The organism is Ruegeria sp. CDSC045 (genome assembly GCF_059610725.1).
Map to the genome: position 1 here is coordinate 565,682 of NZ_JBXWOE010000001.1, position 12,792 is coordinate 578,473.

At 56.3% G+C, this 12,792-nt stretch carries 10 protein-coding genes and 1 tRNA gene; 6 read left to right on the forward strand and 5 right to left on the reverse strand.

Annotated elements, in window-relative coordinates; all coding sequences use genetic code 11:
- Window positions 1–200 precede the first annotated feature (200 nt).
- Window positions 201–3,821, reverse strand: coding sequence for a vitamin B12-dependent ribonucleotide reductase (locus tag AC2FH6_RS02845; RefSeq protein WP_496701097.1), 3,621 nt, complete (start codon window positions 3,819–3,821; stop codon window positions 201–203).
- 533 nt (window positions 3,822–4,354) lie between these two features.
- Between AC2FH6_RS02845 and AC2FH6_RS02850 the strand changes: the two genes are divergently transcribed.
- Entirely contained in the window at window positions 4,355–4,789 is a 435-nt protein-coding gene (locus AC2FH6_RS02850) for a hypothetical protein (protein ID WP_281972049.1), read from the forward strand.
- 12 nt (window positions 4,790–4,801) lie between these two features.
- On the opposite strand, the gene AC2FH6_RS02855 is transcribed toward AC2FH6_RS02850, so the two are convergent.
- From AC2FH6_RS02855 to pdxH, 4 genes are all read right to left on the reverse strand, one after another.
- Window positions 4,802–4,878, reverse strand: a tRNA-Pro gene (locus AC2FH6_RS02855).
- A gap of 43 nt (window positions 4,879–4,921) precedes the next feature.
- A complete protein-coding gene (locus AC2FH6_RS02860; RefSeq protein ID WP_281972048.1) occupies window positions 4,922–5,389 on the reverse strand; it encodes a DUF192 domain-containing protein in 468 nt (155 codons plus the stop codon).
- 6 nt (window positions 5,390–5,395) lie between these two features.
- Entirely contained in the window at window positions 5,396–5,902 is a 507-nt protein-coding gene (locus tag AC2FH6_RS02865) for a cold-shock protein (protein WP_282021219.1), read from the reverse strand.
- A gap of 142 nt (window positions 5,903–6,044) precedes the next feature.
- Window positions 6,045–6,650, reverse strand: a complete 606-nt coding sequence (gene pdxH / locus AC2FH6_RS02870) for a pyridoxamine 5'-phosphate oxidase (protein WP_496700415.1) — start codon at window positions 6,648–6,650, stop codon at window positions 6,045–6,047.
- Window positions 6,651–6,785: 135 nt separating this feature from the next.
- Here pdxH and fabI point away from each other — a divergent pair, with 135 nt between their 5' ends.
- The 5 genes from fabI (at window position 6,786) to trpE (ending at window position 12,766) form a co-directional block, all read left to right on the forward strand.
- Window positions 6,786–7,592 (forward strand): enoyl-ACP reductase FabI, encoded by an 807-nt coding sequence (gene fabI / locus AC2FH6_RS02875; protein ID WP_496701100.1) that lies wholly within the window; start codon window positions 6,786–6,788, stop codon window positions 7,590–7,592.
- Window positions 7,593–7,595: 3 nt separating this feature from the next.
- Entirely contained in the window at window positions 7,596–8,105 is a 510-nt protein-coding gene (gene gpt, locus AC2FH6_RS02880) for a xanthine phosphoribosyltransferase (RefSeq protein ID WP_496688181.1), read from the forward strand.
- Window positions 8,106–8,141: 36 nt separating this feature from the next.
- Window positions 8,142–9,317 carry an aminotransferase gene (locus AC2FH6_RS02885; protein ID WP_496701102.1) on the forward strand — a complete coding sequence of 392 codons (1,176 nt, stop codon included), beginning with the start codon at window positions 8,142–8,144 and terminating at the stop codon, window positions 9,315–9,317.
- Between the two features lie 81 nt (window positions 9,318–9,398).
- Complete coding sequence (locus AC2FH6_RS02890; protein WP_496688185.1) at window positions 9,399–11,240, forward strand: peptidylprolyl isomerase; 1,842 nt, start codon at window positions 9,399–9,401, stop codon at window positions 11,238–11,240.
- 14 nt (window positions 11,241–11,254) lie between these two features.
- Entirely contained in the window at window positions 11,255–12,766 is a 1,512-nt protein-coding gene (gene trpE, locus AC2FH6_RS02895) for an anthranilate synthase component I (protein WP_281994570.1), read from the forward strand.
- Window positions 12,767–12,792: the final 26 nt, after the last annotated feature.

A 12,792-nucleotide genomic window follows, 5' to 3' on the forward strand; every position in this document is an offset into this window, starting at 1 on the left:
ATGGAACGAGCGCACCCGTTCCGTGAAAGAGTGGGAAAGAGCAAATATTCCGCCCCACCCTGTTCCCGGCCAACACGGGCATGTCGGCCGAGTGGACCAAGGCATCGAAGGTAAGTCTCTGCGCCTTGATCCGTATTCGTCGGGGCCGGCAACTGTGGCAGCTTCCGACCCCTACGCCCCGGGTTGCCGGGGCGCTTAACTCAGCTACACCCGCTTGTTGAGCCGCAGGTGTTGCATTTCATGCAGGTGCCGTTGCGCACCAGCGTGTAGTTTCCGCATTCACCGCAGGGATCGCCCTCATAGCCTTGCATCTTGGCTTTGGTGCGGGCGTCCATCCCGGTTGCTACGGCGGTTTCGGCCACCGGCGCTTCGAATGTGGCTGCGGTTTCGGCCATGCCGTTCACCACGTTCTGTCCGCCGTTCAGAACCATCAGCTCCTGCGGCATCCGCTTGCGCAGATACCCAGTCGAACTGATTTGTTTCAGCACTTCCAATGACTTGGACGCCGCGCTTTCGCTGATCTCGGACACGTTCGAGACACCTTCTTCCTCGCCCCGGCCCAGATCATCAAAGCTTGCGCCTTCTGGTTTCACATGGGCCAGATCAGTACGATCCAGATAGGACACGGCCAGTTCACGGAAGATGTAGTCCAGGATCGACGTCGCGTTCTTGATCGAGTCGTTGCCCTGCACCATCCCAGCGGGTTCGAACTTGGTAAAGGTAAAGGCATCCACAAACTCTTCCAGCGGCACGCCATATTGCAGGCCAACCGACACGGCGATGGCAAAGTTGTTCATCATCGCCCGGAAGCCCGCGCCTTCCTTGTGCATGTCGATGAAGATCTCGCCCAACTGTCCGTCTTCGAACTCACCAGTGCGCAGATAGACCTTGTGGCCGCCGACAATCGCCTTTTGCGTATAGCCCTTGCGGCGATGGGGCAGTTTTTCGCGATGGCTGCGGATCATTTCCTTGACCACAACCTTCTCGATCACCTTCTCGGCCAGAACGACGGCTTTTTCCTGCGGCGTCCCGGTTTCCAGAACTTCTGCTGCCTCTTCGTCATCCTCGACCAGCGCGGCTGCCAATGGCTGCGACAGTTTAGAGCCGTCGCGATACAGCGCGTTGGCCTTCACACCCAGCGACCAGGACAGCTCATAAGCTTTCTGGCAATCCTCGATGGTGGCGTCATTCGGCATGTTGATCGTCTTGCTGATCGCACCCGAAATGAAGCTCTGCGCTGCAGCCATCATGGTGATGTGGCTGTCAACACCCAGGAAACGCTTGCCTTTCTTGCCGCACGGGTTGGCACAGTCGAAGATCGAATAATGCTCTTCCTTCAGATGCGGTGCACCTTCCAGCGTCATGGTTCCGCAAACGTGGTCGTTGGCCGCGTCGATATCCGCTTTGGTAAAGCCCAGATGGCGCAGCAGATCGAAGGTCGGGTCATTCAGCTTGGTCGCAGGAATGCCGAGAACGCCGGTGCAGAAATCCTCGCCCAGAGTCCACTGGTTGAACACGAACCGGATGTCGAAGGCGCTTTCCAGCGCGGCATCCACTTTGGCCAGTTCATTGGGGCCAAAGCCGTGACCCGACAGCGAGGTGTGGTTGATCCCCGGAGCGTTGCCGATGGTGCCATGACCAACCGCGTAGCTGACGATCTCTTCAATCTGAGCCGAGGAATACCCCTGCTTTTCCAGCGCTGCAGGCACCGAGCGGTTGATGATTTTGAAATACCCGCCACCGGCCAGTTTCTTGAACTTCACCAAAGCAAAATCCGGCTCGATCCCAGTGGTGTCGCAATCCATTACCAGACCGATGGTTCCGGTTGGCGCAATCACAGTGGCCTGCGCATTGCGATAACCGTTCTGTTCACCCAGGCTCAGCGCTTCGTCCCAAGCTGACATCGCCAGATCAACCAAACGTTTATCCGGGCAGTTGCCATGGTCCAGAGGTACAGGCTTCACTGCCAATTTCTCATACCCTTCAGTCACACCCTGAGATGCGCGTCGGTGGTTGCGGATGACCCGAAGCATGTTATCGGCGTTGCGCTCATAGCCATTGAACGGCCCCAGTTCGCCGGCGATCTCGGCCGAGGTTGCATAGGCAACACCGGTCATGATCGCGGTCAGCGCGCCACAGATCGCGCGGCCTTCATCCGAGTCATAGCTATAGCCCATGTTCATCAGCAGACCGCCGATATTGGCATAGCCCAAACCCAAAGTGCGGAAGTCATAGGACAGCTGCGCGATTTCCTTGGACGGGAACTGCGCCATGGTCACCGAGATCTCCAGCGTTAGAGTCCACAAGCGCGAGGCATGCATATAGTCCACTGCCTGGAACTCATCATCTTTGAGGAAAGTCAGCAAGTTCATCGACGCAAGGTTACAGGCCGTATCATCGAGGAACATATATTCCGAACACGGGTTCGATCCGCGAATCTCCCCATCTTTGGGGCATGTATGCCACTCGTTGACTGTGTCGTGAAACTGGATGCCGGGATCGGCGCAGGCCCAGGCCGCGTGGCCAACCTTTTCCCACAGGTCGCGCGCCTTGACGGTCTTGGCGACTTTCCCGTTTGTGCGGTTGACCAGCTCCCAGTCCGCGTCCTTCTCGACAGCGGTCAGGAAGGCGTTGGTTACGCGAATCGAGTTGTTCGAGTTCTGGCCCGAAACCGAGCTGTAGGCTTCCGAATCCCAATCCGTATCGTAGGTCGGGAATTCGATGCTATCGTGACCCTGCTTGGCGTAATCCAGAACGCGTTTGATGTAAGTCTCGGGGATCGCAACATTTTTCGCCTGGCGAACCGCCTTTTTCAGGCTGTCATTCGTCTTGGGATCATACGCGTCTTCCTGCGCGCCGTCCCAGCTGCGGATGGCCTCGAAAATGCCGTTCAGCATCTTCTCGTGCATCTTCGATCCGGCAACGATCGAGGCCACCTTCTGCTCTTCGATCACCTTCCATTCGATGAATTTCTCGATGTCTGGGTGATCTGCATCGACGATGACCATCTTTGCTGCTCGACGGGTCGTGCCGCCTGATTTAATCGCGCCAGCGGCGCGGTCGCCGATCTTGAGAAAGCCCATCAAACCCGAAGATTTACCGCCACCCGACAGTGCCTCGCCCTCGCCACGCAGGTGGCTAAAGTTGGTCCCGGTTCCGCTTCCGTATTTGAACAGGCGCGCCTCGCGGACCCACAGGTCCATAATGCCACCCTCGTTCACCAGATCATCATCTACGGACTGGATGAAACACGCATGCGGCTGCGGATGCTCATAGGCGGATTTCGATTTGGTCAGCTTGCCTGTCTTATAATCGACATAGTGGTGCCCCTGTGCCGGGCCATCGATTCCGTAAGCCCAGTGAAGGCCGGTATTGAACCATTGCGGGCTGTTCGGCGCAGCGCGCTGAGTCGCCAGCATATAACGCATCTCGTCGAAATAGGCGCTCGCGTCATCCTCGGTCGAGAAATAGCCACCTTTCCAGCCCCAATAGGCCCAGGCGCCGGCAAGACGGTCAAACACCTGCTTGGACGAGATTTCGCCCCCAAATTCAGCGTCCTCAGCCGGAACAGAACGCCACAGGAATTCAGGGACATCCTTTTCCTTGACCTTCTTCAGCTTGGTCGGAACGCCTGCCTTGCGGAAATACTTCTGCGCGATGACGTCGCTTGCGACCTGGCTCCAGCTGGTAGGAACCTCGATATCGTCCAGGCGGAAAACGATGGTCCCATCCGGGTTTCGGATTTCTGACGTCGCAGAAGCGAACTTAAGCTCTGCATAAGCATCCTGTCCCGATTTGGTAAATTTTCTGTCAATCTTCATGTCCGCCGCCCTAGATTCAATCAACTTGTCCCTTGGCTTTTGATCCCAATAAACGGACCATCTGCCCTAACCGAAAATCTTGGGCGCAGGAAACCGGCCGCTGCCCGAAGCAGCGTGACCCCGTTCCGACGGACGCACGTAAGTATGATGTGCTCTCCAGCCCTCGCCCTGTGCCACGTTCTGGATTTTCTACCAGATTTAGTGGCAGCACTTTCGGCCTATACAATCTGGCGTATTCACACATAGATCGTCAACGGCCTTTTTCCGCCATTTTTGGAATCTTTTATGTTGACCGATCCGCACAGACAAAATGGTGAAGGACAGTTTCCGATTCCTCCACAGAGTTATCCGCTATGGTTCGCCATCACCTAGCCAAGTCCGCAATACGATTAACCGTTCTTTCCGGCTTACTTATCGCGATTTGATAAACCAGCCTTAAGATGTCTAAGCTGAAATAGAATCAGCATCCGGCCGATTTCGACATTATTCAGAGGTGCGCGTAAAAGCACATCCAACAAAGGGCAGACCGATCAATGACCGCGTTTCGAATAATTTCCCTGTTTGCCCTGATCGTGGCCTGCACACCACAAGAAACGCCCGCCACATCGCGCAGCGCGCAGTTCTCAGCCTTTCCCGACAAGTTGTTTGCTACGTTCGAGACATCTTGCAACGGCCCGGGTGAGGAATTTAGGAAAATCGGAAATCGTCAGTTCGAGTGTCAGGAACTTCTGCCTCCGAAGACCACAGCCTACCTGATTCTCAACTATGACGGCTATCCACAGAACCTACCCAAAAGTGTGACTCGGCTGACCGCCGAAAAAAATACAGGTGGCTATCTGGTTGAAGCGGATCTGTTTTTTAATGTGCCGCGCGAAACAGGGCCTGCTGCAAAAGTCCCTGTAGAAAGCAAAGAATTGGATAAAACCCTTAGCGCCATCTATCGAACGATGGGTGGGTCGCCATTTTAATTTTTGAAGAAGTGGTCGGGGCGGCAGGATTCGAACCTACGACCCCCTGTACCCAAAACAGGTGCGCTACCAGACTGCGCCACGCCCCGAACCGTGCGCCTTCCTAACCGTGCCGTTCTGATTTGAAAAGCCCTAACAGGGCCAAATTGCCGGACCATGTGAAAAAACTTTGTGCTGGATCTGTGTTCCAGGCGTGATCAGATAACGATCTGCGAGACCAGCGTTGATTTCCAACACCGCGAATACCGAATCGCCCCCTCCGATGGGGGTCAAATCACCGGGAATCGCGTTGTGATGAACTTTCGTTACCATACCCGTCTTATCTATGAAGATCAGGTCCAGAGGAATCAGCGTGTTCTTCATCCAGAACGCAACAGGTTGCGGCGGGTCGAATACAAACAGCATTCCTGAACGTACCGGAAGCGATTCTCGAAACATGAGTCCGCGCGATCGCTCCTGTGGCGACACGGCGAGTTCAATATCAAAGCCGATTTGGGACTTATCATTTTTCAGGCTAACACGATCTGTACGACAGGCGGCGTCTGCGCCACCGGCCCAAAGTAACAGGACAACAGTCAGAACCTTGAAAAGCCCTGCCATGACAGATCAGTCATCCATAGCTGCTTCCCAGGCCATAACCTGGGCCGCCATCCGACCACGCTGTCCGTCTATGACCCGCATGGCCAATGCTTCACCGGGTTGCAGATCCGCAAGCCCCGAACGGCGTAGAACCTCAATATGCAGGAACACATCCTCGCCACGCCCGAATACATTAGCGAAGCCAAACCCTTTGCCCTTGTCGAACCACTTAACCCGCGCAGCCACCAAAGGGGCCGCTGCAATCTCAACTGGATCAAGTTCAGCAAAATCCGCGAGCATCATCGTATCGGCGCGCGCTGGCGGATCGACGCTGATGACTTCGACAGCCTGCACACCGCGATCAGTGCGATGCGTCATAATTTCGATGCCCGCCCCGTCTGCAACCGAGCTTTGACCGAAATTACGCAAAACGTTTACGTGCAGCAGAATATCCGGCCCACCTTCATCCGATACGACAAAGCCGTATCCTTTGGCAGGGTCGAACCATTTAACGTGTCCTCGGACGCGGTACATGTTGTTCAGATCTTCTGGCACTGTGGTCCCACTGCGTTTTTTTTCACTTTATTAAGGGTCCGATGTGTATGGGATTGACGCGCAAATTCAAGGTGAAAAATCCCTTTGTTATCTGCGCATTGCAATTCGCGACACGTGAACGTCATGGATTCAACCTCTGAATCTGCCATTCGGAAGCAGCGTCATCCCGGCACCACCTGAACCTGTCATGCAGACGAAATGCGCCGTCTGCCCAGAATTCGATTTCCGTCGGCACAAGCCGGTAACCACCCCAAAATTTAGGGCGCGGAGGGTTAGGGCCAAGCCTTGCGGTCACTTTCGCCACATCCGCCATCAGCGCGGAACGGCTGCTAAGCGGCTGAGATTGCTTAGACGCCCATGCACCAAGCCGACTTTTCAGTGACCTAGAGGCATAATATTCATCAGCCTTTGGTCCATCCTCGCGCGTGATTGTACCACGAACGCGGATTTGACGCCGCAAAGATTTCCAATGCATCACGAAGGCCGCCTTGCCAGCATTGTCCAACTCGCCTGCCTTGGCACTTTCGTAATTTGTGTAGAAAACGAAGGCGTCGGCTTCGATCTCTTTCAACAGCACCATTCGTACATTGGGCATACTATCTTCGCCCACGGTTGCCAGTGCAATCGCGTTAGGATCGTTGGGTTCACTCTTCACAGCTTCGCCCAGCCACCGCCCTGCTATTGCAAATGGGTCGGTTCCTGCGAAGATGCCATCACGTTCGCTCATTTCCATCCCCTGGAAACTATTGAGGGATACCCTAGGGCGAGTTCCCGCCACGGGCAAGAGTGCACGGCCTTGAAGCAGACCAGCCAATGGCATAAACCAACGCAACATAACGCGAAGACAGGCGGAGAACCGAACATGTCAAATCAGTTGATGGCCGGAAAGCGCGGCCTCATCATGGGACTGGCCAATGACAAATCAATCGCATGGGGAATCGCCCGCGCCTTGTCCGAGGCCGGGGCCGAGTTAGCATTCTCATATCAAGGGGATGCCTTGAAAAAGCGCGTTGACCCTCTGGCGGCACAGCTGGGCAGTGAAATCGTCCTGCCTTGCGATGTCAGCGATGAAGCCTCGATCGACGGATTGTTCGATGCGCTGTCCGAAAAATGGGGAAAGCTGGACTTTGTTGTCCACGCAATCGGTTTTTCAGACAAGAATGAGCTACGTGGGCGCTACGTTGATACGTCGCGGGCGAATTTCAACCTCACGATGGACGTGTCGGTTTATTCCTTTACCGCCGTGATGCAGCGTGTCGAAAAGATGATGACCGAAGGCGGTAGCGCCATCACCCTGACCTATTACGGCGCCGAACAGGTGATGCCGCATTATAATGTCATGGGCGTTGCCAAAGCCGCGCTGGAAGCATCGGTCAAATATCTGGCCGAGGATTTAGGCAAGGACGGCATTCGTGTGAATGCAATCTCGGCCGGGCCGATCAAGACGCTGGCCGCCAGCGGTATCGGCGACTTCCGCTATATCATGAAGTGGAACGAGTATAACTCACCCCTGCGCCGCAATGTGACCATCGACGATGTTGGCAACTCGGCGCTTTATCTGCTTTCCGATCTAAGCGGCGGTGTCACTGGTGAGAACTTGCATGTGGATTCGGGATACCACATCGTCGGTATGAAAGCCGTTGATGCTCCAGACGTTGAGAAGGGTTGAATCATGAGTGCCAAGGACCGCCTGCCCCACGAAAAAGGCTTTCACATCAGCTGGGATCAGATTCACCGCGATTCCCGAGCGCTCGCTTGGCGGCTGGATGGGCAAGGTCCGGATGATGGAGCCTGGCGTGGCGTCGTTGCCATTACCCGTGGCGGCATGGCACCGGCGATGATTGTCAGCCGCGAGCTGGACATTCGCACAGTCGACACGATCAGCGTGCGCTCCTACCATCATCAGGATCAAGGCGAAGCCGAAGTGCTCAAAGCGCCCGACGCTGACCTTATGGGCGACGGCACTGGAATCCTGATCGTCGACGATCTGGTCGACAGTGGCAAAACTCTGGAACTGGTACGGGCGATGTATCCCAAGGCGCATTTCGCAACGGTTTATGCCAAGCCGAAAGGCCGCCCGATGGTTGACACTTTCATCACCGAAGTCAGCCAGGACACCTGGATTTTCTTCCCGTGGGATATGGCTTTGCAATATGTCGAACCCTACCGGGGCACGGATTGATCCGGCCCAAGCGCAGCAACTGACTGGGGCGCTGAGATGACCCGGACACGCACCGCCGCCACCTTTCCGCCCCCAGTCATGGAGGCGCGCCGGTGGATCGAAGGCGTGACCTTCCCTGAAGAGCGGCCCTTGATAAATGTAAGTCAGGCGGCCCCCGTCGATCCGCCTCCACTTGAGATGCGTCAGGCGATGGCGGCTTATGCGTCGACCGAGGATTCCGCTCATCTCTATGGCCCGGTTCTGGGCAACAGCGCCCTCAGGTCTGAGCTTGCCAGCCAGATTTCGGAGCATTATGGCGCACCTGTCGTACAGGAACAGGTTGCCATTACCTCTGGCTGCAATCAGGCCTTCGCCGCTGCGATTTCCTCCATCACAGACCAAGGGGATGAAGTCATTCTGCCCACGCCGTGGTATTTCAACCATAAAATGTGGCTGGATATGACAGGTGTTAACGCCATTGATCTGAGAACTGATGATGGACTGTTGCCAGAGGTGAACGCGGCGCGGGATTTGATAACGGATAAGACCCGCGCCATTGCTCTGGTCACCCCGAACAATCCCGGCGGTGTCGAATACCCGGCTGAGCTGCTGCGCGCGTTTTTCGAACTGTCGCGCGAAACCGGAATTAAGCTTTTGGTTGATGAGACCTACCGCGATTTCGACAGCCGCAGCGGCCCGCCCCACGATCTGTTCGCTCAGCCGGGCTGGGATGACACTCTGATTCATCTATATTCGTTTTCAAAGGCCTACCGTCTGACTGGTCACCGAGTAGGTGCTGTTGCGACCAGTCCGTCGCTGCTGTCTGAGATTGAGAAATTTCTGGATACCGTCGCGATCTGTCCAAACCAAATCGGTCAGTTTGGTGCGCTTTGGGGGATGCAAAACCTGTCGCAATGGCTGGCCGATGAACGAAGGGAAATCCTCGACCGTCGCGCTGTCATTACAAGACAACTTCCCAAACTGACCAGTAAAGGATGGCGGTTGCTTGGGTTGGGCGCCTATTTTGCCTATTTCGAACACCCGTTTGACATCTCTTCGGATGATTTGGCCCGTCGGCTGGTCACGGATGCCAGCATTCTGTTGCTGCCAGGCACGATGTTCATGCCCGATCACGACCCGGCCGGGAAACGACAAGTCCGCATCGCATTTGCCAATCTTGATCGCAACGGAATTACGGAATTGTTTGACCGCCTGCACACTCTCTCCTTCTAAGCTTGCCCCCCGGCGGTGCGCGTCGTATTCAGGGCCGCAACCGACAGGGCAAATACTCGCCGAATAAAACAAGAGGGCACCATGGCCGCAGGCATGAAAAATCTATCAAAGACCTTTGTCTGGATCCTCATGGGTCTTTTGATGCTGGGCCTTGCAGGATTTGGCGCGACCAGCCTGACTGGAACTGTGCACACTGTGGCGCAGGTGGGCAACGAAGATATCTCGATTGACGATTACGTCCGCGAACTTCAGCGAGAAATCCGCGCGGTCGAAAGCCAGACCGGCCAGCCCCTGCAAATGTCACAGGCCCGCGATTTTGGCTTGGACCAGCTGGCTCTGTCGCGCCTCACCGCGCTGGCGGCTCTGGATAACGAAGTTGGTCTGCTGGGTATTTCGATCGGCGATGAAAATTTGCAGGAAGAAATCGTCTCGATCCCTGCGTTTCAGGGGCCTGATGGTTCTTTCGACCGTGAGGCATATCGCTTTCAGCTTGAACAGGTTGGCATGACCGACACCGAGTTTGAAACCGATCTGAGGAAAGAATCCGCACGGACCATCGTGCAGGATGCCGTGGTCAGCGGAGTAGAAATGCCCTCGATCCTAACTGAAGTTCTGACAGACTTTGTCGGTGCGCGCCGCAGCTTTACTGTTGCAACCGTTTCACCCGAAGCTTTGGCAGAGCCGGTTGCAACCCCAACCGATGAACAAATCCAGGCCTATTACGACGAGAACCAGGACCAGTTTTCCCTGCCTCGCACCAAAAAGCTGACCTATACGATTCTGTCGCCCAATATGCTGCTGGATAGTGTCGAGGTGGACGAAGATTCAGTTCTCCGGCTTTTCGAACAGCGCGCAGACGAGTTTCAGCAACCCGAACGCCGCCTTGTTGAACGCCTTTCTTTTTCTGATGACGCCGCTGCGCAAGATGCCATGGCACAGATTGAAGTTGGCGGGACAACCTTCGAACAACTTGTCCGTGACCGTGAGCTTGAGCTGAGCGACGTGGATCTGGGCGACGTTACCCGCGACGACCTGGGCGATGCGGCCGAGGCCATTTTCGCGGCTGAACTGGACACTGTTGTTGGACCTCTACCCTCGGTATTCGGCCCTGCCCTTTTCCGCATCAACGGCTCGCTGGCTGAGAACAACACTCCCTTCGAAGACGCCGCCCCAGCTCTGCGCGAAGAGTTGGCCGCAGACCGTGCGCGCCGCCAGATCGAGGCTCAGTCCGAAGACATCAATGACCTGCTTGCAGGCGGGGCAACACTTGAGGAGTTGGCAGCCGAGACCGGGATGGAGCTGGGACAGATCGACTGGACTCGCGCCAGTCAGGATGGCGTGGCCGCATATGACGGTTTCCGCAGTGCAGCCGAAGCCGTGCAAGACGGAGATTTTCCCGAGATTGCATTCCTTGAGGACGGTTCGATCTTTGCGCTGCGCCTGAACGAAACGCTGCCTCGTCGGCCTGAACCGCTGGAATCAGCGCGTGATCGCGTTGCGGCGGCCTGGACACAGGTTCAAACTGACAAAGCGTTGGAAGACCACGCGAATGCCGTGTTGGAGCAGTTGCAGGAGAACGGGGATTTCACCACGACCGGCCTGCCTCACCGCGTGGAAAACGCTCTGACACGAACTGCATTTCTAGAAGATGTACCCGCAGGGTTCATGCCGGAAGTGTTCGACATGGAACTAGGAAGCTATCGCGTCGTTCCCGGTGCTGGGGTCGCGTTGATCGTTCGACTTGACGAATTGTTGCCCCCTGCCGAGACCGATGAACGCCGTCAGGTTCAACAAGCGCTGGCCGCTCAGCTGAATCAGGCTCTGGCACAGAACATTTTCGATGCCTATGTTCGCGACGCCCAGGCCCGCGCCCGTCCTGTGGTGGATCAGCAAGCACTGAACGCCGTTCAGGCGAGCTATTAATTAAGAGACCGAATATGGCCCTGACCCCAGAGTTTGACAGCTTCGCCCGCGCCTATGAGGCCGGCGAAAACCAGGTCGTTTACACCCGTCTGGCAGCCGATCTTGATACGCCTGTCTCCTTGATGCTGAAACTGACCGGCGCGCAAAAAGACGCCTTTATGCTCGAGTCGGTGACTGGTGGCGAGGTCCGCGGACGGTATTCGATCATCGGTATGAAACCCGACCTGATCTGGCGCTGTCGCGCTGAGACCTCGGAACTGAACCGCTCGGCCCGGTTCGACCCGGACGCTTTCACGGCGCAGGATGGCGATCCGATGGACAACCTTCGGACGCTTCTGGCCGAAAGCCGGATCGAGCTGCCTGACGACCTTCCACAAGCTGCGGCAGGACTATTTGGCTATCTCGGTTACGACATGGTGCGCTTGGTCGAGTATCTGCCGAACATCAACCCCGACCCTTTGGGCCTGCCGGATGCCGTCATGCTGCGCCCTTCTGTCGTCGCGGTTCTGGATGGTGTGAAGGGCGAAGTCACGGTCGTTTCCCCCGCCTGGGTCAGCGATGGCCAGTCGGCCAAGGCTGCATATGCCCAGGCAGCCGAGCGCGTCATGGACGCAGTGCGCGATCTGGAGCGGGCGATGCCTGCTGAAACACGTGACCTTGGCGATGCGTACGAAGTCGCCCCGCCCGTCTCGAATTTTACCAAATCCGGCTATCTAGAGGCGGTCGAGAAAGCCAAGGAATACATCCGCGCTGGTGATATCTTTCAGGTAGTGCCAGCGCAGCGCTGGACGCAGGATTTCCCGCTGCCTCCATTTGCGTTGTACCGGTCGCTGCGGCGAACAAACCCGTCGCCCTTCATGTTCTATTTCAACTTTGGCGGGTTTCAGGTGATCGGTGCCAGCCCGGAAATCCTGGTGCGCGTGTTTGGCAATGAAGTCACCATACGACCCATCGCCGGGACGCGTCCACGTGGAGCGACCCCGGAAGAGGACAAAGCTTACGAAATTGAATTGCTGGCCGACAAGAAAGAACTGGCCGAACATCTGATGCTGTTGGATCTAGGCCGCAATGACACCGGGCGGGTTTCAAAGATCGGAACGGTGCGCCCGACCGAAGAGTTCATCATTGAACGGTACAGCCATGTTATGCACATCGTTTCAAACGTTGTGGGTGAGTTGGCCGAGGGTAAAGATGCGCTGGACGCCTTTTTTGCGGGAATGCCCGCGGGGACTGTCTCGGGCGCCCCCAAGGTACGAGCCATGGAAATCATTGATGAGCTTGAGCCGGAAAAACGCGGTGTCTACGGCGGCGGCGTCGGCTATTTCAGTGCCGGCGGAGACATGGACATGTGTATCGCCCTGCGAACGGCCATCGTTCAGGATCAAAAGCTATATATTCAGGCCGGTGGTGGCGTTGTGTATGATAGCGATCCAGAGGCTGAATTCATGGAAACCGTCCACAAGTCCAACGCCATCAGACGCGCTGCGGCTGACGCGGCCCGATTTACGCTGTCCGGCAAGAATTGATAAAGGCAGCCCGTCTGGGCTGCCTG